This is a genomic window from Pseudomonas sp. (genome assembly GCF_030690725.1).
GTDB lineage: Bacteria > Pseudomonadota > Gammaproteobacteria > Pseudomonadales > Pseudomonadaceae > Aquipseudomonas.
This window is the reverse complement of the sequence record NZ_JAUYGD010000019.1, coordinates 1-23,658: the sequence shown is the minus strand read 5'-3', so window position 1 is coordinate 23,658 and position 23,658 is coordinate 1. Positions and strand designations below refer to the sequence as shown.

Sequence of the window (23,658 nt, the reverse complement as noted above, 5' to 3'; positions counted from 1 at the left end):
TCAGTGCGAAATTTGATCCTCGTCGGCCCGATGGGGGCTGGTAAAAGCACCATTGGGCGTTTGCTTGCTAAAGAATTGCGGTTGCCGTTCAAGGACTCTGACAAAGAAATTGAGCAGCGTACGGGCGCAGATATTCCCTGGATCTTTGATGTTGAAGGTGAGCAGGGATTTCGTGAGCGTGAGCAGGCGGTAATCGCAGAGCTTTGCGATGTTGACGGTATGGTCTTGGCTACTGGTGGTGGGGCGGTAATGCGCTCCGAAAATCGTGTTGCGCTCAGGCGTGGTGGGCATGTGGTTTATTTGCATGCTTCTGTTGAGCAGCAGGTGGATCGTACTTCGCGTGATCGCAATCGGCCGCTGTTGCGTGCGGCGGACCCGGGTAAAGTTCTGGCTGAGCTGTTGGCTGTTCGTGATCCGCTCTACCGTGAAATCGCTGATGTAGTGGTCGAAACCGACGAGCGTCCGCCTCGTCTGGTGGTTCAAGAGATCCTTGAGCGTCTTGAGGCGCTTTCTCCCCGTTAAAGCGCAGGCTGAACTGCGCTATCCTAGGCCCCTTTGTAAGCTGGGGGCTTTATGCAGACTCTTCATGTCGATCTTGGTGAACGCAGCTACCCGATCTATATCGGTGCCGAGCTGTTAGCTCGTGGTGATTTGTTGGCTACCCATATAGTGGGCCGACAAGTCGCGATAGTGACCAATGAGACAGTTGCTCCCCTTTATCTAGCTGCACTTGAGCGTTCGCTCGGTGGCTGTGCCATTACCTCTGTAGTTTTACCTGATGGCGAGAGCCATAAAACCTGGGAAACCCTGCAGCTGGTTTTTGACGGGTTGCTGGGTGCGCGGCATGACCGGCGCACGACGGTGATCGCTTTGGGTGGTGGTGTAATTGGCGATATGGCGGGGTTTGCAGCGTCCTGTTATCAGCGCGGTGTGAACTTTATCCAGGTGCCAACCACGTTGCTGTCGCAAGTTGATTCATCGGTTGGTGGCAAAACCGGTATCAACCATCCGTTGGGCAAGAACATGGTAGGTGCCTTCTACCAACCGCAAGCAGTGTTGATCGATACCGCTACGCTGGCTACCTTGCCTGCGCGTGAGTTGTCCGCAGGTTTGGCCGAGGTGATCAAGTACGGCTTGATCTGTGATGAGCCATTCCTATCCTGGCTTGAGGAGCATATGCCTGCATTGCGTGCCCTTGATCAGGAGGCGCTGACTGCAGCAATCGCTCATTCTTGTGCGGCCAAGGCTCGCGTTGTCGCGGCCGATGAGCGTGAGTCGGGGGTGCGCGCTACCTTGAATCTTGGCCACACCTTTGGCCATTCCATCGAGACGCATCAGGGTTATGGTGTCTGGCTGCATGGTGAGGCGGTAGCGGCTGGCACGGTTATGGCGTTGGATATGTCCGAGCGTCTGGGCTGGATTAGCGCGGCAGAGCGTGCGCGGGCCGTCAGGCTGTTTGTCGCTGCCGGTTTGCCTGTTGTTCCTCCCGCGAATATGGCGCCTGAGGATTTTATGGAGCATATGGCGGTCGACAAGAAGGTTCTCGATGGCAAGCTGCGCCTGGTGTTATTGCGCGGTTTGGGTGAGGCGGTTGTAACCGGTGATTTTCCCCGGGAAATTTTGAATGCCACGCTGAACGCAGACTATGCGGCGCAGTTGGCTCAGCTTAAAAATTAACGAGTGTCCCATGACAAGTTTGCATGCTGACGAGGCGTTTCTCGATCACTACCAGTTCACTCATGACCCCTTCGCTTCGCGGGTTCCAGGGTTCAAATTCTTCCCGGCGCAGCGCAAGCCCGTGCTTGGGCAGTTGCACCATTTGGCGCGCTACAGCCAGCTGTTGCTGGTAGTCAGTGGGCCTGATGGCAGTGGTAAAACCCTGTTGCGTCAGGCGCTGGTAGCGAGCACCAATAAGCAGGCGGTGCAGAGTGTGGTGGTGTCTGCCAAGGGCGCTTCTGATCCCGCCAGTATTCTGCGCCAGGTCGCCCAGGGCTTGCAGGTGCAGCGCCCTGAGCTGCCGGCCATTCTTGCTCAGGTCGGCCAGTTGGCTCTGACCGGGCAGGAAGTCTATGTACTGGTTGATGATGCCGAGGATCTCAGTGATGCTGCGCTGACCAGCCTGTTGAGCCTGGCGGTGGGTAATGCTGAGGGCCGTCCGCATGTATTTCTGTTTGCCGAGTCGCAGCTGCTGTCGCGCCTTGAAAATGTGGCGGCAGGCGATGAGTGTTTTCATGTCATCGAGTTGCAGCCCTATAGCGAGGAAGAAACGCGCGAGTATCTGGCTCAACGCCTTGAGGGTGCGGCGCAGGGGATTGAGGTATTCAGCGATGAGCAGATTGCCGATATTCACGAGCAATCTGCTGGCTGGCCGGGTGTAATTAATCAGGTTGCGCGCGAGTCGCTGGTTGAGGCGATGTTGGCGCAGCGTGGTGCGGCGAGTCGCGGTGGTTTTGCCTTCAATTTGCCGCGCAAGCATCTGCTGGCGTTGTGCGTGGTTGCTATCGGGGTTCTGGCTGCCTGGTTTATGCAGGGGCGCGTCGTTGAAGATGTTGATGCGCCTGTTATTGCGCAGTTGCCGCTTGATGAGGCTGCGCCGCCTGCAGTGGTTGCGCCGCCAGCTGATGCTGCGGTTGCGCCTGCGATTCAGTTCGAGGGTGCCAATCAGCCACTGCCGCTACCTTTGGTGGGCGAGGCGCAGCCGGTTATTCGTGAGCCTTTGGCTCAGGCGGCTGGCTTGAGTGGCGCAGAAGAGGCTGACTCTGAGGGTGCTTCTGGGGCCGCAGATGTAGCGCCTGAACCAGCTCCAGTCGTGTCGGCGAGTGCTCCGGTTGCGCCTGTGGTTTCTGAGCCGGTCAAGGTTGCTCCGGTGGTTGCTCCGCCAGTTGCGCCCGTGGTCAAGCCGGTTGCGCCAGTGACGGCTGCAGTGCCCCCGCCAATTAAGCCACAAGCACTGGCCGCTGCGGCCAAGCCTGCTGCTGGTGGTGGTGATTGGTATGCCGCGCAGGCGGGCTCGCGTTATACCCTGCAGATCCTCGGGGCTCGGTTGGAAAGTGGTGCGCAGGCTTTTGTAAAAGCCAATGGCGCGGATTACCACTATTTCAAGAAGCAGCATCAGGGCAAGCCGCTGTACGTGGTTACCTATGGCAGCTTTGCCACGCGTGATGCGGCGCAGGCGGCCTTGCGTACCCTGCCTGCAAAGGTGCAGGCTGGTAAGCCATGGCCGCGTAACTTTGCTGGCATTCAGCAAGAGATTGCCCAGGCGCGCTAGCTGATACACTTCAGCGCTCGCGCTGACCGGTCGGTCGCTACCACGACCTTCCGGTCTTATCCTTCGTTTTCGCGACATATTTTTTCAAGGCTTCGTCACTAAGGTTTGTGACGGCCTAGGTGGGTATGTACAATGACTGCCCTTTCGCCTGCGCAAAGCTGGGGCTTAGTCCTGCGCGCATGGTAAGTGGTTGAATTAGAAAGTAATTGCCTTGTGATAGGCCGTCTGGTGAGAGTCCCTATGAAAGCAGGTTTGTACCGTCCTGATGAGTTCAAGGATAACTGCGGCTTCGGCCTTATCGCCCATATGCAGGGTGAGGCTAGCCATCACCTGCTGCAGACCGCGATTGAAGCCCTGACATGCATGACCCACCGTGGCGGGATCAACGCCGACGGTAAAACCGGTGACGGTTGCGGTCTGCTGATCCAGAAGCCTGATGCTTTCCTGCGGGCTATGGCCCAACAGCACTTTGCCGTCGAGCTGCCCAAGCAGTACGCCGTGGGCATGGTGTTCTTCAACCAGGACCCGGTGAAAGCCGAAGCTGCGCGCGAAAACATGAATCGCGAGATTCTTGCTGCCGGCCTGAGCCTGGTCGGCTGGCGCAAAGTGCCAATTGACACCAGCGTACTCGGCCGTCTGGCGCTTGAGCGCCTGCCGCAGATCGAGCAGGTGTTTATCGGCGGCGAAGGCCTGTCCGATCAGGAATTTGCGATCAAGCTATTCAGCGCCCGTCGTCGCTCCTCGGTGGCTAACGCCGCTGACAGCGATCACTACATCTGCAGCTTTTCGCACAAGACCATCATCTACAAAGGCCTGATGATGCCGGCCGATCTGCAGCAGTTCTACCCGGATCTGGGTGACGAGCGCCTGCAGACCGCCATTTGCGTATTCCACCAGCGCTTCTCCACCAACACCCTGCCGAAGTGGCCGCTGGCTCAGCCGTTCCGCTTCCTCGCGCATAACGGTGAAATCAACACCATCACCGGTAACCGCAACTGGGCGCAGGCCCGTCGCCTGAAATTCGCCAACGACCAAATCTTCGATCTCGAAGAACTCGGCCCGCTGGTCAACCGCGTCGGTTCCGACTCCTCGAGCATGGACAACATGCTTGAGCTGATGGTCACCGGCGGCATCGACCTGTTCCGTGGCGTGCGCATGATCATTCCGCCTGCGTGGCAGAACGTCGAAACCATGGACGCCGACCTGCGCGCGTTCTACGAATACAACTCAATGCACATGGAGCCTTGGGATGGTCCGGCCGGTGTGGTACTCACCGATGGTCGCCATGCCGTGTGCCTGCTCGACCGTAACGGTCTGCGTCCGGCGCGCTGGGTCACCACCAAGAACGGCTACATCACCCTGGCCTCGGAAATCGGCGTCTGGAACTACGCACCCGAGGACGTCTTGGCCAAGGGCCGCGTCGGCCCTGGGCAGATTCTCGCGGTGGACACCGAAACCGGGCAGATCCTCGGCAGCGACGATATCGACAATCGTCTGAAGTCGCGTCATCCCTACAAGCAGTGGATGCGCAAGAGTGCCCAGCGCATTCAGGCGACCCTTGAAGACCGCGACCATGGTTCGGCGTTCTACGACGTCGACCAGCTCAAGCAGTACATGAAGATGTACCAGGTCACCTTCGAGGAGCGTGATCAGGTGCTGCGTCCGCTGGGCGAACAAGGCCAGGAAGCGGTCGGCTCCATGGGTGATGACACGCCTATGGCCGTGCTTAGCCAGCGTGTGCGCTCGCCGTACGACTACTTCCGCCAGCAGTTCGCCCAGGTCACCAACCCGCCGATTGACCCGCTGCGTGAAGCCATTGTCATGTCGCTGGAGATCTGCCTCGGTGCCGAGCGCAATATCTTCGAAGAGTCGCCCGAGCACGCTGCACGGGTGATTCTCAGCAGCCCGGTGATTTCGCCGGCCAAGTGGCGCGCCTTGATGAACCTGGATCGCCCAGGCTTCGAGCGTCAGCTGATCGACATGAACTACGACGAGTCGATTGGCCTGGAAGCCGCCGTGCGCAATATGGCCGATCAGGCTGAAGAAGCCGTGCGCGCCGGTAAGGTGCTGCTGGTTCTGTCTGACCGTCATATCGCCCCAGGCAAGCTGCCGGCTCACGCCTCGCTGGTTACCGGTGCGATTCACCACCGCCTGACCGAAAAAGGCCTGCGTTGCGACTGCAACATCCTGGTCGAGACGGCGACTGCCCGCGACCCGCATCACTATGCCGTGCTGCTTGGCTTCGGCGCGTCGGCGGTTTATCCGTTCCTCGCTTACGAAGTACTGGGCGACCTGATCCGCACCGGCGAAGTGCTGGGCGATCTGTACGAAGTGTTCAAGCACTACCGCAAAGGCATCTCAAAGGGCTTGCTGAAGATCCTGTCGAAGATGGGCATCTCCACCGTTGCCTCCTACCGTGGTGCGCAGCTGTTCGAAGCGGTCGGCCTGGCCGATGACGTCACCGAACTGTGCTTCCGTGGTGTGGCCAGCCGCATCAAGGGCGCGCGCTTCGTCGATATTGAAAACGAGCAGAAGCTGTTGGCGGCTGAAGCCTGGAACGCGCGCAAGACCATCCAGCAAGGCGGCCTGCTCAAGTTCGTCTACGGCGGCGAGTACCATGCCTACAACCCGGATGTGGTCAACACCCTGCAGGCTGCTGTGCAGCAGGGCAGCTACGAGAAGTTCAAGGAATACACCACGCTGGTCGACACCCGTCCGGTGTCGATGCTGCGCGACCTGCTGCAATTGAAGCTGGCCGATCAGCCACTGGCGCTGGATCAGGTTGAGCCGCTGGGCGAGATTCTCAAGCGCTTCGACTCTGCCGGGATTTCCCTCGGTGCGTTGTCGCCGGAAGCCCACGAAGCGATTGCCGAAGCGATGAACCGCCTGGGCGCGCGCTCCAACTCCGGTGAGGGCGGCGAAGACCCAGCCCGTTATGGCACCGTGCGCAGCTCGAAGATCAAGCAGGTGGCCACCGGCCGTTTTGGCGTGACCCCGGAATACCTGGTCAACGCCGAAGTGCTGCAGATCAAGGTGGCTCAGGGCGCTAAGCCCGGCGAGGGCGGCCAGCTGCCTGGCGGCAAGGTCAACGGTCTGATCGCCAAGCTGCGTTATGCAGTTCCGGGCGTGACCCTGATTTCGCCACCGCCGCACCACGACATCTACTCCATCGAAGACTTGGCGCAGCTGATCTATGACCTCAAGCAGGTCAACCCGGCTGCACTGGTGTCGGTCAAACTGGTGGCGGAAGCCGGTGTCGGCACCATCGCCGCCGGCGTGGCTAAGGCCTATGCCGACCTGATTACCATCTCCGGTTACGACGGTGGTACCGGCGCATCGCCGCTGACCTCAATCAAGTACGCCGGGGCGCCGTGGGAACTCGGCCTGGCCGAAACCCACCAGACCCTGCGCGGCAACGACCTGCGCGGCAAGGTACGGGTACAGACCGACGGCGGCCTGAAAACCGGCCTGGACGTGATCAAGGCCGCCATTCTCGGCGCCGAAAGCTTCGGCTTTGGTACTGCGCCGATGATCGCCCTGGGCTGTAAATACCTGCGTATCTGTCACCTGAACAACTGCGCCACCGGCGTGGCCACCCAGAACGACAAGCTGCGCAAGGACCACTTCATCGGCACCGTCGAAATGGTGATGAACTTCTTCACCTATGTCGCCGAAGAAACCCGCGAGTGGCTGGCCAAGCTGGGCGTACGTAGCCTGGAAGAGCTGATCGGGCGTACCGATCTGCTGGAAATGCTGCCGGGCGAAACTGCCAAGCAGGGGCATCTGGACCTGACGCCGCTGCTCGGCAGCGACCACATTCCGGCCGACAAACCGCAGTTCTGCCAGGTTGATCGCAACCCGCCGTTCGACGAAGGCCTGCTGGCCGAGAAGATGGTTGAGTTGGCCAAGCCGGCGATCGAGGCTGCTAGCGGTGCCGAGTTTGATCTGGAAATCTGCAACTGCGACCGTTCCATTGGTGCCCGTGTCTCCGGCGAAATCGCCCGTAAACATGGCAACCAGGGCATGGCCAAGGCGCCGATCACCTTCCGCTTCAAGGGCACTGCGGGCCAGAGCTTTGGTGTGTGGAACGCCGGTGGTCTGAACCTGTACCTGGAAGGCGACGCCAACGACTACGTCGGCAAGGGCATGACCGGCGGCAAGCTGGTGATCACCCCGCCGAAAGGCAGCCCGTTCAAAACCCAGGACAGCGCCATCATCGGCAACACCTGCTTGTACGGCGCCACCGGTGGCAAGCTGTTCGCCGCTGGTACCGCAGGCGAGCGTTTCGCCGTGCGTAACTCCGGTGCACACACCGTGGTTGAAGGCACGGGCGACCATTGCTGCGAATACATGACCGGCGGCTTTGTCTGCGTATTGGGCAAGACCGGCTACAACTTCGGTTCCGGCATGACCGGCGGTTTCGCCTACGTGCTCGACCTGGATAACAGCTTCTACGATCGCGTTAACCACGAGCTGGTGGAAATTCAGCGGATCAATAATGAGTCGATGGAGGCTTACCGTAGCCACCTGGAGCGCGTACTCGCCGAGTACGTCCAGGAAACATCGAGTGAGTGGGGCATCAACCTGCTGGAAAACCTGGACGACTACCTGCGCAAGTTCTGGCTGGTCAAACCGAAGGCGGCAAGCCTGAAGTCGTTGCTCTCCAGCACCCGTGCCAACCCGCAATAAGAATGCGCCTGAAGTGGTTTGATGAGGTATTGCAATGACTGAACGTCTGAATAACGACTTCCAGTTCATCGATGTCGGGCGCAAAGACCCGAAGAAGAAGCTGTTGCGTCAGCGCAAGAAAGAATTCGTCGAGATCTACGACAACTTCAAGCCTGCGCAGGCCGCCGACCAGGCACACCGTTGCCTGGGCTGCGGTAACCCCTATTGCGAATGGAAGTGCCCGGTGCACAACTTCATTCCCAACTGGCTCAAGCTGGTGTCCGAGGGCAACATCCTCGCCGCCGCCGAACTGTCGCACCAGACCAATACTCTGCCGGAAGTCTGTGGCCGCGTGTGTCCGCAGGACCGTCTGTGCGAGGGTGCGTGCACCCTGAACGACGGCTTCGGTGCGGTGACCATCGGCTCGGTGGAGAAGTACATCACCGATACGGCGTTCGCCATGGGCTGGCGTCCAGATATGTCGCGCGTGGTGCCAACTGGCAAGCGCGTTGCCGTCATCGGTGCAGGTCCTGCTGGCCTGGGCTGCGCCGACGTCCTGGTGCGCAACGGCGTGACCCCGGTGGTGTTCGACAAGAACCCGGAAATCGGCGGCCTGCTGACCTTCGGTATTCCCGAGTTCAAGCTGGAAAAAACCGTGCTGAGCAATCGCCGCGAAGTCTTCACCGGCATGGGCGTCGAGTTCCGCCTGAACACCGAGATCGGCACAGACATCACCATGCAGCAGCTGCTGGATGAATACGATGCCGTGTTCATGGGCATGGGCACCTACACCTATATGAAGGGCGGCTTCCCCGGTGAAGACCTGCCGGGCGTCACCGATGCGCTGGATTTCCTGATCGCCAACGTCAACCGCAACCTCGGTTTCGAGAAGAACGCGGAAGACTTTATCGACATGAAGGGCAAGCGCATCGTCGTCCTCGGCGGCGGCGACACCGCGATGGACTGCAACCGTACCTCGATTCGCCAGGGCGCCAAGTCGGTGACCTGCGCCTATCGCCGCGACGAAGAGAACATGCCGGGCTCGCGCAAGGAAGTGAAGAACGCCAAGGAAGAAGGGGTGAAATTCCTCTTCAACCGTCAGCCCATCGCCATCGTTGGTGAAGACAAGGTTGAAGGCGTGAAAGTGGTCGAGACCCGTCTCGGCGAGCCGGATGCCCGTGGCCGTCGCAGCCCTGAGCCGATTCCCGGTTCCGAGGAAATCATCCCGGCGGAAGCCGTGCTGATTGCCTTCGGTTTCCGTCCAAGCCCGGCTGCCTGGTTCAGCGATTTCACGATCGAAACCGACAGCCAAGGCCGCGTGGTAGCGCCAGAGCAGAGCCAGTTTAAGCACCAGACCAGCAACCCGAAGATCTTCGCTGGTGGCGATATGGTTCGCGGTTCCGACCTGGTGGTGACGGCGATCTTCGAAGGCCGTAATGCCGCCGAAGGCATCTTGGATTACCTCGGGGTCTAAGCTACTACGCGGTACCTGTGGGAGGGGGCTTTAGCCGCGCGCTTTAAATCGGCGGCATCGCGGCTGAAGCCCCTCCCACAGAAGTGTTTTCCCGCGACAAATTGACCCTATAGACAAAAGGCACGGCACTCGCCGTGCCTTTTGTTTTGTGGTCTGCGAAAATGCCCGCACTTTTTTGCTGCCTTCCATGTTTCGGGAATTGTTATGACCGCCCTGAAGAACGACCGCTTCCTTCGTGCTCTGCTCAAGCAACCTGTCGATGTCACCCCGGTGTGGATGATGCGCCAGGCCGGTCGTTACCTGCCGGAGTACCGCGCCACCCGCGCCAAGGCCGGTGATTTCGTCAAGCTGATGAAGAACCCGGAGCTGGCCTGTGAGGTCACCATTCAGCCGCTGGACCGTTACCCGCAGCTGGACGCGGCGATTCTGTTCTCCGACATCCTGACCATCCCCGATGCCATGGGGCAGGGCCTGTATTTTGAAACCGGCGAAGGCCCGCGCTTCAAGAAGGTGATCAGCTCGATGGCCGATATAGAGGCGCTGCCGATCCCCGATCCGGAGCAGGACCTGGGTTATGTGATGGACGCGGTGCGCACCATTCGCCGTGAGTTGAACGGCCGCGTGCCGCTGATCGGCTTCACCGGCAGCCCCTGGACCCTGGCCACCTATATGGTTGAAGGCGGCTCGAGCAAAGACTTCCGCAAGTCCAAGGCCATGCTCTACGACAACCCGCAGGCCATGCATGCCCTGCTCGACAAGCTGGCGCAATCGGTGACTGCCTACCTCAACGGGCAAATCAAGGCAGGCGCGCAGGCCGTGCAGATTTTCGATTCCTGGGGCGGTAGCCTGTCGGCAGCGGCCTATCAGGAGTTCTCCCTGGCCTATATGCAGAAGATCATCGACGGCCTGATCCGCGAGCACGACGGTCGCCGTGTGCCGGTAATCCTGTTCACCAAGGGCGGCGGCCTGTGGCTGGAGTCCATGGCCGACAGCGGCGCTGAAGCCCTGGGCCTGGACTGGACTTGCGATATCGGCAGCGCCCGCGCCCGCGTCGGCAGCAAGGTGGCGCTGCAAGGCAATATGGACCCGAGCGTGCTGTACGCTAACCCGGCGGCGATCCGCGCTGAAGTCGGGCGTATTCTCGCCGCCTACGGTCATGGCAGCGGCCAGGTGTTCAACCTCGGCCACGGCATCACCCCGGAAGTTAATCCAGCCCACGCGGGTGCGTTCTTCGAAGCGGTGCATGAATTGTCCGCGCAGTACCACATCTGAGAAACACAGGCTCGTAGGAGCGGGCCATGCCCGCGAATCGCACGCATGGCGTGCTCCTACAGGTGTGCAGATAAAACTAAGGCCGCTAATGCGGCCTTAGTTTTTCTGGGTGTTGCTTAGGGCTTACGCAAATCGCGCACTGCCCTTACCAGCGCCAGCTGTTCGGCTTCGCTGAGTTTGTCAGCGTAGCCGGGCATGGCGCCTGGGCCTTCCTGAATGGCTTCGAGGATGTCGTTGTCGCTGTTGTTGTCCTGCCACTTGGCTTTGCTCAGGTTCTGCGCAAAGTACAGCCAGCCGCGCATGGTGTTGGCGCGACCGTCTTCGGCGTGGCATTTGGCGCAGTGCTGACGGTACAGCTGCTGGCCATCCACTTCGGCCAGCGCGGGCAGGCTGGCGAGCAGAGTCAGCGCAGCGAGCAGGCCAAGCAGCGCTGGCTTATTTGACATTGGCCAGGTTTCCCTTGAGAGCTACGCCCGCCATCACCGCGCCGGCGTGGCATTCGTACTTCTGGCTGTCCTTGTACTCGATGTTCTTGTAGTTGCTGGCCAGGTCGACCACGGCATTGGCGCCGGCAGCCTTGGCGGCGTTCTGGAAGCGGATCAGCGCGGATTGCAGGGCCCAGCTGCAGGCGGCTTCATCGCTCTTGTTGAAAGCGTTGGTCTTCTGGCTGGTGGTGACGCCGGATTTGATCACGCTGACTGCACCGGCCGGTTTGTTGCCCGCCAGGTAGAACTTCACGCTGCCGTCGAGGCGGCCGGCGTTGAGAGCTTCCTGCACAGCGGCCTCGAACGGCAGAAAGTGGGTAGTGTCACGGGCTTGGCTGATGCTCGGCAGTGCCGCGAAGCAGGCAACAGCGACGAGTAGGTGGCGCAATTTCATGGTGACCTCCGTGGTTCTTATGCTTATGAGCTGCTTGGCTCAGGATTGATCGACAGTTTCATATAGTGCTGGGTCAAGCCGTGCAAGCGTTTCACCAAGGCGTTATAGCGCTTGTGAATCTTGCCATCTGCATAGCGTAGCTTTTCGCTGTCGCGGTACAGAATGTCATAGCGCGTCGCACTGTAATTAAGGGTAATAGAGGCGCTGTGCCCGCGAAAGTCGATGCGCGCGAGGATTTGCTGGGGTCGATCCTGTTCTACCACCCAGTTACCGTGCGCCAGCGCTTGCAGCAGGATTTGATGAAAGTCGCCGTTGTAGTTGGCGAGAGGCACTGGCTGATGAATTTCGCGGATCGGCTGAACCCGACTACAGGCCAGCAAAGAAACGATAGCAAGGCTGATGAGCAGCAGCTTAGTGAAGCGGTACATGGTGGACTCCTTGTCCAGTGGTTTAAGTCCAGCGCTTGAAGATCAGCGAGGTATTCACCCCGCCAAAGGCGAAGTTGTTATTCATCACGTACTGGTGGCTCATCTGGCGGAATTCACCGCGCAGGTAGTCCAGCTCGCCGCAGGCCGGGTCTATCTCGTCCAGGTTCAGGGTCGGCACATAGCTGTCTGCGTTCATCATTTCGATGCTGAACCAGGACTCCAGCGCGCCGCAGGCGCCCAGGGTGTGGCCGAAGTAGCTCTTCTGCGAGCTGATCGGCATCTGGCTGCCGAACAGTTCCTGAGTGGCCTGGGTTTCCGCCACATCGCCCTGGTCGGTGGCGGTGCCGTGGCCGTTGACGTAGCCGATGGCGGAGGGTTGTAAACCGGCATCCTGCAGCGCCAGTTCCATTGCCCCGCGCATGGTCGCCTGTACCGGTTTGGTGGCGTGCTGGCCGTCTGAGTTGCAGCCAAAACCGACGATTTCGGCGTGGATGGTCGCGCCACGGGCCAGTGCGTGTTTCAGTTCTTCGAGTACCAGAATGCCGGCACCTTCGCCGATCACCAGACCATCGCGGCCGCTGTCGTAGGGACGCGGCGAGGTGTGTGGGGCATCGTTTTTCAGGCTGGTGGCGTACAGCGCATCGAAGACCATGGCCTCGGTCGGGCACAGCTCCTCGGCACCACCGGCGAGCATCATTGGCAGGCGGCCGAACTTGATCGCTTCATAGGCGTAGCCGATGCCCTGGCTGCCGCTGGTGCAGGCGCTGGAGGTGGGGATCAGGCGACCCTTGAGGCCGAAGAAGATGCTGATATTGGCCGCCGTGGTGTGCGGCATCATGCGGATGTAGGAGTTGGCATTCAGGCCATCGGCCACCGAGTTGAGCAGCATATTGCCGAACGCCTTGATCTCATCGGTGCTACCGGTGGAGGAGCCGCAGGCCACGCCCATACGGCCGTCCTTGATCGACTCGTCGCCGAGCAGGCCGGCATGTTCCAGCGCGCGCTCGGCGGCGTACACCACCAGCTTGGAGACGCGACCCATGCTGCGGGTCTGCTTGCGGTTCCAGTGCTTGGGTTGCACGAAGTCATCCACCGGGCCGCCGAGGCGGGTGTTCAGCTCGCTGAACCTGTCCCACTCGTGCATATATCGGATGCCGCTCTTGCCGGCCTTGAAGTTCGCTTCAATGGTCGGCCAGTCGCTGCCCAGCGAGGTCACGCCGGCCATGCCGGTGACTACCACCCGTTTGCATCCGTTCATCAGCACAACCCACCGTTCACCGCGAGGACCTGGCGGGTAATGTAGGCCGCCTCCTCGGACATCAGAAAATTCACCGCGCCGGCCACTTCTTCCGGGGTGCCCATGCGCTGCGCCGGCACCATCTTGAGGATTTCCTCGATTGGCACATCGGCATCGAGAATCTCGGTGTCGATCAGCCCCGGGGCCACGCAGTTGACCGTGATCTTGCGCTTGCCCAGCTCAATCGCCAAGGCCTTGGCCGCGCCGATAATGCCGGCCTTGGAGGCGCTGTAGTTGACCTGGCCTCGGTTGCCGATCAGCCCTGACACCGAGGTGATGCAGACGATGCGTCCGGCCTTGCGCCGCCGCACCATGGGCATGGTTAGCGGATGCAGCACGTTATAGAAACCGTCCAGATTGGTGCGCATGACGATGTCCCAGTCCTCTTCGCTCAGCGCCGGAAAGGCGCCGTCGCGGGTCAATCCTGCATTACACACGACCCCATAATAGGCACCGTGCTGCTCGACATCGGCTTCCAGCGCGGCGCGGCAGGCGGCGCGGTCGGATACGTCGAATTGCAGGATGCGCGCCTGCTGGCCCAGCTCAAGAATCTGCGCCTGCACCGCTTCGGCTTCTTCGCGGCGGGCGCGGCAATGCAGCACGATGTCATAGCCGCCCTTGGCCAGACGCAGGGCAATCGCCCGGCCGATGCCACGGCTGGAACCGGTGACCAGAATGGTTTCGCTTATGGCTTTGCTTTCGCTCATGGCTGCGTTCCCTCAAATTCTTCCTGAAGATAGCTGGCCACCTGGGGTGGACGGAATACGTTAAGGCGGGCCAGGGCCTCGATGCCGGGGCCGCGCAGCTGGCATTCGAACACGCCCATGCCGTTGTCATCCTGCAGCGAGCGGCTCGCATGGATATGCAGCTCTGCGCCTGCTGGGAAGCGTTCGACATTGCACTCGTACTTGCGTGTGCCCAGCAGAAAGCCCAACTCCACCGGCTCGCCGCGCAGGCGCGCCTGGCAGCCTGCGTATGCGGCGACGCTCTGCGCCATCAGTTCGATGCCAACCCAGGCCGGCAGGCTGCCGTCTTCCAGGTTGAACAGGCCACCGTGGCGGATGGTCAGCTGGGTTTCGATGTCCTCGTCGCCAAAGCGCAGCACCTGGTCGATCAGGATCATGTCAGCAGCGTGAGGAATCAGTTCGGCGATTGGCCATTGGCTCATAGCTGTTCTCCTGGCGCTTCAGCGAGAAGCAGGCTGATATTGTTGCCGCCAAAGGCGAAGGAGTTGCTCATTAGCCGGCGCGGGCGGCTATTGCTCAGGCGGGTTCCGGGCTGTACCAGATTCAGCGTTGGCAGGGCCGGGTCAGCCTGGCCGTCCCACAAGTGCGGCGGCAGCAACTGATCCGGGTTGTATGCGCTCAAGGTCAGCCAGCAGAAGGCGGCTTCCAGCGCACCGGCTGCGCCGAGTGTATGGCCGACCATGGGCTTGCTGGAGGAGCAGGCCACGCCACTTGGGAAGACCGCCTGCACAGCCTGACTTTCCATTGCGTCGTTGTGGGTCGTAGCGGTGCCATGCAGGTTCAGGTAATCGACCTGATCAGCGCTGATTCCGGCCGCAGCCAGGGCTTTGCGCATGGCCGCCTGGGCACCAAGGCCATCGGGCTGCGGTGCGGAAATATGGTGGGCATCGGAGCAGGCGCCGCCGCCAAGCAGGGTGATTGGTATGGCGGCTGCGCCACCTAGCGGCTCTCTGGTCATTGGCTCTTTAGTCATTAAGAACAGCGCCGCGCCTTCGCCGATATTGATGCCGTGGCGATTGACTGAGAACGGGTTGCAGCGCTCAGCCGAGACCGCTTCCAGGGCGGAAAAGCCGTTCAGGGTCAGGCGACACAGGCTGTCCACGCCGCCGCAGATCACTGCATCGCACACGCCCAGATTCAGCAGGCGCTGAGCGCTAAGCAGCGCCCGCGCGCCCGATGTACAGGCGGTGGAAATGCTGAAGCACGGTCCGCTCAAACCCAGCCAGTCACTGAGAAAGTTTGCCGGTTCAGCCAGTTCCTGCTGGGCGTAGTGATAATGCGCCGGCAACTCGCCCTCGTTGAGATAGGTGGCGATGCTCTGACTGGCTTCTTCAATGCCCGAGGTGCTGGTGCCGAGTACCACGGCGATCCGCTCGGCGCCGAAACGGGCGATGGCGGCGCGCAGCTCAGGTTCGATCTCCAGCGCGGCCGCCAGCAGCAACTGGTTATTGCGGCTCGGCGGATGACCCGGCAAATCGGGTAACTCCGGCAGGCTGCCCGGCACGGCACCGACGGTCAGCGCGCGCTCGGCCACCCAGCCGGTTTGCGCTTGCATGCCGCTGCTATCGCCGGCAAACAGCGCTGTCGCCACTGCCTGCTTGCCTTGGCCGAGGGCACAGTTAAGGCCCAGTGCGTTGAGGTAAACCGGCATCAGGGAATCTCTTCGTCGGCGAGCGCGTAGACCCGGTAACTCAGCGCCTGGCCCTGGCTCAGAGTGAAATCCAGCGGCGCGTGGTAGTCGATCAGCCAGTGCGGATAAAGCCGGCGCTGACCGTCGGCCAGTTGCTGCCAGGTATCCGGCGCATAGCTGGCGGGCAGCTTGTCGATCGGGGTGAGAGCGAACAGCAGGGCGGCGAACAGTTCCTGCGCCTCGCTATTGGGCGGCAGCAGGCCATCGGCTCGCCACTGGCCATCCTCCAGCAGTTGCCGCGCCAGAGGCACGCCGAGTGGATCGAACAGCGACCAGCGCAGTGCCGATTGCTCGGCCTGCACCACCAGCCACCAGGTCTGTTGATCGTCGCCTTGTTGGCGTTCGACGCGCAGCGCGGCCGGCAGTGGCGCACCGAAGGTTGGCGCACTTAGCGGCAGCGGCGTGCGGGTGGCGCAGGCGCTGAGCAGCAGGACGATGCCGAGCAGGATGAGGCGTCTCATGCCGGAGTTGCCTCCAGCGGCTTGCGCGCCACCACATTGACCAGGGTTTCATTGCGTTGGCCGACCGGCTTGGGCTTTAACAGCCCCCAGCGTTCCAGCAGGCCGAAGTCCTTGGAGCGGCTCCACCACAGGTAGGGGTAGGAGACATTGTTGGCGTCGAACGCGAAGCCTTGGTCGCGCAACATAGCCAGATAGCCTTCTGCGCTTTTCTGCACATGCATCGGGTGGCGGAACAGCCAGCGGATTACCCAGGTGTCGATGTAGTACTGGGTGGATTCGGCGAACAGCAAACGCCCGCCCGGCTTGAGCACGCGCCAGAACTCGGCCAGGGCCTGTTCCTGCTCGACTAGGTGGTGGAAGGTCTGGTGGCAGAACAGCAGGTCGACGCTGGCATCCGGCAGGTCGATGGCCGCGCAGTCGCTGGCGATCAGCTGCACATCCAGGCCCAGACGCTCGGCCTCGGCACGCGAGCAGTCAAGGCTGTGCGGGTCGGCATCCAGGCCGATTATCCGCGCCGGTTTGAACGCCTCGGCGAGCAGACCGAAGGACTTGCCCTGACCGCAGCCGGCATCCAGCAGCACCGGCGCTTCTGGCAACGGGCCGGCGAACAGACCGCGCAGATCATTGATCGCCACGCGCAACACATGGTGTTGCCAGACGTGGCTCTGCAAGAACCAGAAGCCGAAGCGGGTTTCCTCGACGTAGGTGGCGGCCGGGTTGCTCATAAATATCCTTATTGACTAGTGGCGCAGAGTTCGGCGAGCACCCGCAGGCGCCGCTTCGGTTCGGCGACATAGGGGTTTTTCTCATCCCAGGCGTAGCCGGCGAGGATCGAGCTGATCATCCGGCGGATTTCCGGTTGGGCCTTCTCGAAATAGATCACGTCCTGGAAGCTGCCGTCGTACCAGCCCTCGACATACACGCGGAAGGTGTCGACGCCGCGCTTGAGTGGGATGGCGAATTCATTTTCCCAGTCCACTGTCTCGCCGCTGAGCTGGCGGTGCAGAACGCCGGCGGCCATGCTCGCCGAACGCATGGCAATGGTCACGCCCGAGCTGAACACCGGGTCGAGGAATTCCGCCGCGTTGCCGAGCAGGGCAAAGCCTGGGCCGTGCAGGGTTTTCACGTTGGCCGAGTAGCCGCCGATGGTGCGCGCCGGGGTGTCCCACACGGCATTCTTCAGCACCTTGTGCAGGCTGGGCGTCTCTTCGATAAATTGCTTAAGGCAGGCGTCCAGATCTTCCGGGCGACCCTGATAGCGGGTGGCATCGGCGACCACACCCACCGAGCAGCGGCCGTTGCTGAACGGGATGGTCCAGAACCACACATCGCGCAGGGTCGGGTGGGTGGTGATCAGAATCTTCTCGCGGTCGAAACCGCTGCCTTCGCTACGGTCTTCGACGTGGGTAAACACCGCCTGGCGCACCGGGAAGTTCGACGGTGTATCGAGGTCGAGCAGGCGCGGCAGCACGCGGCCATAGCCGCTGCCGTCGAGGACGAAGGCGCACTCCACCTGGTATTCGTGGCCATCGGCCAGGCGTCGCACGCTCAGGCGCGGGCAGTCACAGCTGAAGTCGACGGCGAAGATTTCCTCTTCATAGCGGATTTCCACGCCCTGCAATTCGGCCTGGTCGGCCAGCAGTTTGTCGAAGTCGGCGCGCAGCACCTGATAGGTCGAGCCCTGGCCTTTGGTGAAGGTGTCGCGGAAATCGAATTCGGTATACCGCTCGCCCCAGCCAAAGGCCGCACCATGCTTGGTCTGGAAGCCCGCCGCACGCACGGCGTCGAGCATCCCGGCTTCTTCGACGAAGTCCAGGCAATGCGACAGCAGGCTCTCGCCAATCGAGAAGCGCGGGAAGCGTTGGCGCTCCAGCACCAGCACGTCATGGCCGTTGCGCTTGAGCAGCGCTGCGGCAATCGCCCCGGACGGGCCGGCACCTATCACTACGACTTGGCGTTGTTCGACTTCAAGAGACTTCATAGCGGCTTCTTGCCTCATGCTTGGCGGCGTGTGGGTAAGCACCGGCCAGGGCCGGTAACAGGGTCGAGATCAGGCCCATCAGCATCAGGGCGAAATACAGCGCCGGGCTGATTATCTGCTGTTGCAGCAGCAGATTGAGAAAGATGATTTCAGTCAGGCCGCGGGTATTCAACAGCAGGCTTTCGCGCCACTGCCCAGCATAGGCGCGCAGCTGCCCGGCGGCCCAGCTCAGGCCCAGCCAGTTGCCGGCCAGTTTGCTGATGATTGGCAGCAACAACAACGCGCCGAACTGCCAGGCGGAATACCCCAGCCAGGCGTCGTGCCAGTCGATCTGCAGCAGGCCGAAGGCCAGAATCAGCGGCACCGCCAGCCAGGTTTGCAGCCAGCGCAGCAGGCCGGCGGGTAGCGGCAGGCGCAAAGGCAGGCGCAGGGCGGTGAGCAGCAGCAGGTAGGCGATGCCAAACACCAGGGCATTCAGGTGCAGTTGCTGCATCAACAGCAGCAGGGCGAGAAAGCAGCTGCCATTGAGTCGCGCCGAGCGCAGCGGCAGCAGCTTTAGCAGCAGCGGCAGGGCGGCGGCCAGCAGGGGCCAGAGCAGGGTGGCCGGATCGCTGCTGCCTTGGGCCAGGCCGAATATCAGCCAGCACAGCAAATCCATGATGATCGCCGCTTGCAGCAACTGGCGGATCTTGGCCACCGGGTAGCCGAGGTGCTGCAGGTAGAGAAACAGCACCGGAATGGCGGTCAGGGCAAACAGCAGGCCCACGGCAATATCGGCCAGCAGGCCTTGCGCTGGCAGCAGCCAGACCGCGCAGGCCAGGCCGCAGAAGAAGGGGATAAAGAAGCTCGGCAGGGCGATCTGCAGGCTGCCCGGCTCCAGTTGCAGATCAACCACATCACTGAGGATATGCCCGAGCAACAGGCAGAAGGCCACCCCATACAAGGGCTCAAGCCACAGCGGTGCGAGCAGTTCGCTGGCGCCGAAGCCCAGTGGCGTGGTCCATAGCATCAGCAGCGGCAGGCCCAAGGTAGCCAGCAGCAATTGGCTGACAATCGGGATCAGGCGCAGGCGTTTGCCCAGTAAGGTCACCAGAGCAAAGAGTGCGAGCAGCGCCAACCAGGCCAGGGCGATGGTCATGTCATTTGCGCCTGGTTAGCTGTGGCTTGCCGGGTGCCAGCCCAGGGCGCGAGCAGAAAGCAGAACAGCAGACCAAGGCTGATCGCCAGGCCGAAGTTGGCAATCGCCGGGGTGTCGCTGATCAGCAGCAGGCCGAACGACAGCCAGCTGGTCAGCGCCGAGAGCAGGGTGCCGAGCAGGCTGACCGCTGGCCCGCCGATGTTTTCGCGCATCAGGATGGCGTAATCGACGCCGATGGCGGTGATCAACAGTAAACCGAACAGGCTGAACAGGGTTAGCGGCTGGCCCAGCCAACCGAGGCAGGCCAGCGCCGCTAGCGCCGCCAGCAGCGGCAGGCAGACCACCCGCAGCGCGCCGCCGAGGCCGAAGGGCAGGCACAGCAGCAACAGGATGGCGATTGAGGACAGCAGTTTCAGTTCTGCGGCGCTAAGTTGGGTGGCGCTAAACAGTGCGTTGAGTTCGCTGATTCGATCCACCAGCTGTACTCCGGGCAGGCCCTCGACCAGCGGTTTGAGTTCGGCGCTGTTACTGAGCCCCTGCAGGCTGATCAGTCCGGCCACGCCATCTGCCCCGTTCTTGCTATGAGAGCCCAGCCATAGCGGTCGCCAGGCCTCGCCCAGGGGGCTGGCCAGGGCTTGTTCCAGGCTCGCCTGATCGTTCTGTTGCAGCTCCAGCAGTTCGCTGTGCAATGCGGCCGGCGGGATACCCAGGGCGAGCAGGGGCTGCCAGTGCTGCGGCAATGCGCCCAGCGCGGCGCGCAGCTCCTGCAGCTGGCTATCCGGGGCGACCAGTTGGCTTAGGGCGCGGTAGTCACGCAACTGACCGTTCTGCACCACCTGATCCAGACGCTGGCTCAGCTCCGCTTGGCGTTCCAGCAATTGCTGCGGGTTAGCGGCGCGCACCAGAAAGAACTGGCTGGTGGGCTGCTGGCCGGTCAGCTCGGCGATACGCTGGGCTTCATGCAGTAAATCGGGTTCTTTGCCCAGCCATTGGCGCAGATCATTCTGCGTATGCAGCTGCCACAGTCCGCCGGCGCAGAACAGCAGGAGTAATGCCAGCAGCGGCGCGCTGCCGATCTTGGCCAGCAGGCGGGCCCGACCGGCCAGCAGGCCTTGGCTAAAGCTCAGCAGCTGCGGTGATGGGTTGAGACGCAGGCCACGCAGCCAGGCCGGCAGCAGGCAGACCGAGCACAGATAGGCGGCAATCAGCCCGGTGGCGGAGAACAGCGCGACCTGGGTCAGCGCCGGAAATGGAGTAAAGGCCAGCGCTAGGTAGCCGATCAGGTTGGTGCCCAGGCTCAGGCTCAGGCCCGGCAGGGTGGCGCGCAGTGCGCCCCAGCTGCTCCAGCCGTCTGCGCCCTCGGCGTTGTTCCAGCTTTTGCTCCAGCTCTTACTTAAATAGTGTTGCGGATAGTCGGCGGCAACCCCGACCAGACTGGCGCCCAGCACCAGGGTCAGGGCGTTGATCTGACCGAACACCAGTACACAGGCGGTGCAGCCGGCGAGCAGGGCCATGCCAATCGGCAACAGGCTGACCAGCACCCGCACGCGGCGGAAGGCCAGCAACAACAGCAGCAAGGTGCCGAGGGTGGCCCCGCCGCCAATCAGGCTGATCTCGCGGGTGGCCTTGGCCTGCCCGGCGGCGGCGTACAACACACCGCCCGCCGCCAGCAGTTGGCCGCCGGCGGTTTCGATCTGTGAACGGGTAGCGGAGACTTGGGCAGCTATCAGCGGCGGCTCCTGCATATCGAAGGCGCTGCCCTGGGCGCTGGCGCGCAGCAGGGCCCAGGTCATGCCCGGTTCTTCCAGCAGCAGTGCGCCGCTGCTCAGGTCGGCCTGGATGCGGCTGCCGGGATTCAGCGCCTGCTGCGCGCGCACGCCAAGGCCCAGCCAATCCTGCTCGATGGGCAGCAGGCTGAAACCGGCGAAGGTGTCGAACAGCTGGGCGGCGCGTTGTTCGATCAGTTGTTGCGGCTGTTCCAGCAACAGCTGGCGATCCGCCGTTGGCAGCAGGGCCAGACGGTTGCTGCGCAGGTAATCGCGCAGTGCCGCGAGGTCGCTGTCGACGCTCCACTGCACCTGGGCGAAGCGCCCGCTGTCGCGCCACTGCTCGCCAACCTGCTGCGCCAGGGCAATCGCCTGGTCGCGCTGCGGGTGGCCAATCAACAGCAACAGGTCGCGATTGAGCGGCTCCTGCATACGTTGCTCGGCCTGCTGCACCAGGGCGTCGCCGCTACCGGCCGGCAACAGCGCAAGCATATCTGCCGCGACGGGCGGGCCGCCCCGCCACTGCCAGGCGGCGAGCGCCAGCAGGGCGGCGAGCAGCAGCAGAAAGCCGCGCGGCAGCCAGCGTTCACTGGGCAAAGTCGCGTTGCTCCTGCTCAGTCAAGGCATCGCCGGCCTGGCTTTCCGGCAAGCGCAGCACGCTGTGGTCGCCCTGGGTTTCATGCAGCTCGATGCGCTGCACCAGCGCGCCTCCGTCGATCTGGATGCGGCTGAAAATCTGCTTGAGCAACAGCGAATTCGGTACCAGACGCAGTTGCCAGGCCTCGGCCGTGCCACTCAGTTGCAGCTGGAAATCTTTGGACAGGCCGCTATGGTCGCCCTTGAGCACGGCGAGAAACAGCCGGCTCTGCTGGGCGGCGACATCCTGGCCGGGTTGCTGTTGCCAGCCGCTGGGTGTGCGTTTGGCGATGCCCTGGCCGTCGATGCGGTAATCCTGCTTCAGCGGGCTTTTCAGCTGCCAGAGCAGGCCGAGGTCGCGACTCAGCACGAATTGACCGCGACTGGTCAGCGGCTGCGGCAGGGCGCGCAGGTGCTTTTCCTGAATCAGCGGGCCACGGACCACGGCCGGCTTGGCCAGCTGGGCGCTGAGTTGGTCGAGGTCGAAGGCGTAAGTTCTCGGTGTCAGAAGCAGGAGTAGCAGTAGCCCGGATGCAATCCGGGAGCGGTGTAAGGTCGGAGAACGCTCCCCGGATTTCATCCGGGCTACGAGGTTATGCCAACGCAGTAATAAAACTTGGACGATACCAGTCGGGCCAGGACTTGGGGTCCCCTCAGGAGGCCGAGTGGAATCCCTGTGTAAGGGGGTGAGCGGCATGGATGCCGCGAGAGCTGCGATGGGCCAGGGATGGCCCTTCGCAGCGTGCCCCTGGAGCAGGGATGGAGCGAGGGAAGTCGAGCGTAGCGAGACCCGGATGTGGGGCGCGCTTTCTCTTTGGTTACTTTCTCTTTGCGCGCGCAAAGAGAAAGTAACTCGTCCGACAGGACGAAACCGGTTAGCAAACACAGTTCCCAAAACACCGCGTTGGGTATCGCAAAGCTCAACCCAACCTACGGGGTTGAGTGCGCGGCTTAACCCGGCCCAAAGACTGTTCACGCCAGCACCTTCTCAACGGCGTCGATCAGCACTTTGGGTGAAGCAAACTGCATCTCGCGGGTGGCGATTTCCACCGCCACTTGCACGCTGCTGCCACGGGTCATGCGCTCGCCGGTTGCGGCATCGCTGATCAGATAGTTGATCTTCAGGCGGTTCTCCCACTCCACCAGGTCGGCGCGCACGATAATCTTCTGGCCGAACTGCGCGCCACGGATATAGCGCAGCTGCAGGTCGATCACCGGCCAGGCGTAGCCGGCGTCGCGCATCTGCACATAGTTGTGGCCAAGCTTGTCGAGCAGGGCGCAGCGCGCCTCTTCGAAGTATTTGACGTAATGGCCGTGCCAGACCACTTCCATCATGTCGACGTCGAAGAACGGCACCTGCAGTTCGATTTCCGCCTGCAATACGCCTTTGCTACGCATAGAGCCTCCAGTGCTGTTCGCGGATGCGCACCAGGCACAGGCGCAGCTCGGCTTCCAGGGCGCGGTCTTCAATCACCGGGTGGAAGTCCACGGCCAGCTGTTCACGCATGGCGGCAACCGGTGCGGGAATGTCGTTCTTGCCGTCGCGCTGACGCAGCCACACGCCCTGGTTGGCGGCCAGCAGAGTGGCGGCGGCGACCTGTTCGGTCAGCTCCAGGCTGCGCAGGGCGTCGCGGGCGGCGATGGTGCCCATGCTCACCTTGTCCTGGTTGTGGCATTCGGTGGAGCGCGAGAACACGCTGGCCGGCATGGTGTTTTTCAACGCTTCGGCGGTCCAGGCGCTGGTGCCGATCTGCACGGCCTTGAAGCCGTGGTTGATCATCGCGCTGACGCTCGGCGCGCCGGACAGGTTGCTCGGCAGGCCGTGGTTATAGCGGGTGTCGACCAGCAGGGCGAGCTGGCGGTCGAGCAGGTCGGCGACGTTGCCCACCAGGTTCTTCAGGCTGTCCATGGCGAAGGCGATATGCCCGCCGTAGAAGTGCCCGCCGTGCAGCAC

21 protein-coding genes are annotated in these 23,658 nt (G+C 62.1%); 6 read left to right on the top strand and 15 right to left on the bottom strand.

Translation table 11 applies throughout. From position 1 onward, the window contains the following. Window positions 1-3 precede the first annotated feature (3 nt). From aroK to hemE, 6 genes are all read left to right on the top strand, one after another. Window positions 4-522, top strand: coding sequence for a shikimate kinase AroK (gene aroK, locus Q8O69_RS04175; protein WP_305589814.1), 519 nt, complete (start codon window positions 4-6; stop codon window positions 520-522). 51 nt (window positions 523-573) lie between these two features. Continuing rightward, on the top strand, window positions 574-1,677 hold the full coding sequence (aroB, locus tag Q8O69_RS04170) for a 3-dehydroquinate synthase (protein WP_305589812.1): 1,104 nt from the start codon (window positions 574-576) through the stop codon (window positions 1,675-1,677). Window positions 1,678-1,687: 10 nt separating this feature from the next. Further along, window positions 1,688-3,268: an AAA family ATPase gene (locus Q8O69_RS04165; RefSeq protein WP_305589810.1), complete on the top strand. Its 1,581-nt coding sequence runs from the start codon at window positions 1,688-1,690 to the stop codon at window positions 3,266-3,268. A 240-nt stretch (window positions 3,269-3,508) separates the two neighbouring features. Continuing rightward, the gene (gene gltB / locus Q8O69_RS04160; protein WP_305589808.1) at window positions 3,509-7,957 is read left to right on the top strand and encodes a glutamate synthase large subunit; all 4,449 of its coding nucleotides are present in this window, start codon (window positions 3,509-3,511) and stop codon (window positions 7,955-7,957) included. Between the two features lie 34 nt (window positions 7,958-7,991). Then, window positions 7,992-9,410: an FAD-dependent oxidoreductase gene (locus tag Q8O69_RS04155; RefSeq protein WP_305589806.1), complete on the top strand. Its 1,419-nt coding sequence runs from the start codon at window positions 7,992-7,994 to the stop codon at window positions 9,408-9,410. Between the two features lie 204 nt (window positions 9,411-9,614). Further along, window positions 9,615-10,682 (top strand): uroporphyrinogen decarboxylase, encoded by a 1,068-nt coding sequence (hemE, locus tag Q8O69_RS04150; RefSeq protein WP_305589804.1) that lies wholly within the window; start codon window positions 9,615-9,617, stop codon window positions 10,680-10,682. 116 nt (window positions 10,683-10,798) lie between these two features. On the opposite strand, the gene Q8O69_RS04145 is transcribed toward hemE, so the two are convergent. The 15 genes from Q8O69_RS04145 to Q8O69_RS04075 form a co-directional block, all read right to left on the bottom strand. After that, window positions 10,799-11,128: a cytochrome c gene (locus Q8O69_RS04145; RefSeq protein ID WP_305589802.1), complete on the bottom strand. Its 330-nt coding sequence runs from the start codon at window positions 11,126-11,128 to the stop codon at window positions 10,799-10,801. Then, the gene (locus tag Q8O69_RS04140) at window positions 11,118-11,561 is read right to left on the bottom strand and encodes an excinuclease (RefSeq protein WP_275960462.1); all 444 of its coding nucleotides are present in this window, start codon (window positions 11,559-11,561) and stop codon (window positions 11,118-11,120) included. Before Q8O69_RS04140 ends, Q8O69_RS04145 begins: the two co-directional genes overlap by 11 nt. 23 nt (window positions 11,562-11,584) lie before the next feature. After that, window positions 11,585-11,989 (bottom strand): hypothetical protein, encoded by a 405-nt coding sequence (locus Q8O69_RS04135; RefSeq protein WP_305589800.1) that lies wholly within the window; start codon window positions 11,987-11,989, stop codon window positions 11,585-11,587. A 22-nt stretch (window positions 11,990-12,011) separates the two neighbouring features. Continuing rightward, window positions 12,012-13,247, bottom strand: coding sequence for a beta-ketoacyl-ACP synthase (locus Q8O69_RS04130; RefSeq protein WP_305589798.1), 1,236 nt, complete (start codon window positions 13,245-13,247; stop codon window positions 12,012-12,014). Then, the gene (fabG, locus tag Q8O69_RS04125; protein ID WP_305589898.1) at window positions 13,247-13,975 is read right to left on the bottom strand and encodes a 3-oxoacyl-ACP reductase FabG; all 729 of its coding nucleotides are present in this window, start codon (window positions 13,973-13,975) and stop codon (window positions 13,247-13,249) included. The genes Q8O69_RS04130 and fabG overlap by 1 nt, the downstream gene beginning before the upstream one ends. Window positions 13,976-13,989: 14 nt before the next feature. After that, window positions 13,990-14,454, bottom strand: coding sequence for a hotdog family protein (locus Q8O69_RS04120; protein ID WP_275960465.1), 465 nt, complete (start codon window positions 14,452-14,454; stop codon window positions 13,990-13,992). Next, a complete protein-coding gene (locus tag Q8O69_RS04115; RefSeq protein WP_305589796.1) occupies window positions 14,451-15,683 on the bottom strand; it encodes a beta-ketoacyl-[acyl-carrier-protein] synthase family protein in 1,233 nt (410 codons plus the stop codon). Before Q8O69_RS04115 ends, Q8O69_RS04120 begins: the two co-directional genes overlap by 4 nt. Then, entirely contained in the window at window positions 15,683-16,183 is a 501-nt protein-coding gene (locus Q8O69_RS04110; protein WP_305589794.1) for a DUF3261 domain-containing protein, read from the bottom strand. Before Q8O69_RS04110 ends, Q8O69_RS04115 begins: the two co-directional genes overlap by 1 nt. Next, complete coding sequence (locus Q8O69_RS04105) at window positions 16,180-16,908, bottom strand: class I SAM-dependent methyltransferase (protein ID WP_305589792.1); 729 nt, start codon at window positions 16,906-16,908, stop codon at window positions 16,180-16,182. The genes Q8O69_RS04110 and Q8O69_RS04105 overlap by 4 nt, the downstream gene beginning before the upstream one ends. 8 nt (window positions 16,909-16,916) lie before the next feature. After that, a complete protein-coding gene (locus Q8O69_RS04100; RefSeq protein ID WP_305589790.1) occupies window positions 16,917-18,164 on the bottom strand; it encodes an NAD(P)/FAD-dependent oxidoreductase in 1,248 nt (415 codons plus the stop codon). Further along, window positions 18,151-19,302 carry a sodium:proton antiporter gene (locus tag Q8O69_RS04095; RefSeq protein WP_305589788.1) on the bottom strand — a complete coding sequence of 384 codons (1,152 nt, stop codon included), beginning with the start codon at window positions 19,300-19,302 and terminating at the stop codon, window positions 18,151-18,153. Before Q8O69_RS04095 ends, Q8O69_RS04100 begins: the two co-directional genes overlap by 14 nt. Next, window positions 19,299-21,665 carry an MMPL family transporter gene (locus Q8O69_RS04090; RefSeq protein WP_305589786.1) on the bottom strand — a complete coding sequence of 789 codons (2,367 nt, stop codon included), beginning with the start codon at window positions 21,663-21,665 and terminating at the stop codon, window positions 19,299-19,301. The genes Q8O69_RS04095 and Q8O69_RS04090 overlap by 4 nt, the downstream gene beginning before the upstream one ends. Beyond that, window positions 21,655-22,284 carry an outer membrane lipoprotein carrier protein LolA gene (locus Q8O69_RS04085; RefSeq protein ID WP_305589784.1) on the bottom strand — a complete coding sequence of 210 codons (630 nt, stop codon included), beginning with the start codon at window positions 22,282-22,284 and terminating at the stop codon, window positions 21,655-21,657. The genes Q8O69_RS04090 and Q8O69_RS04085 overlap by 11 nt, the downstream gene beginning before the upstream one ends. A 392-nt stretch (window positions 22,285-22,676) precedes the next feature. Further along, window positions 22,677-23,102: a thioesterase family protein gene (locus Q8O69_RS04080; RefSeq protein WP_305589782.1), complete on the bottom strand. Its 426-nt coding sequence runs from the start codon at window positions 23,100-23,102 to the stop codon at window positions 22,677-22,679. Then, window positions 23,095-23,658 (bottom strand): aromatic amino acid lyase (locus Q8O69_RS04075; protein WP_305589780.1); only part of this gene is annotated, 564 nt, incomplete at its 5' end. The genes Q8O69_RS04080 and Q8O69_RS04075, both read right to left, overlap by 8 nt.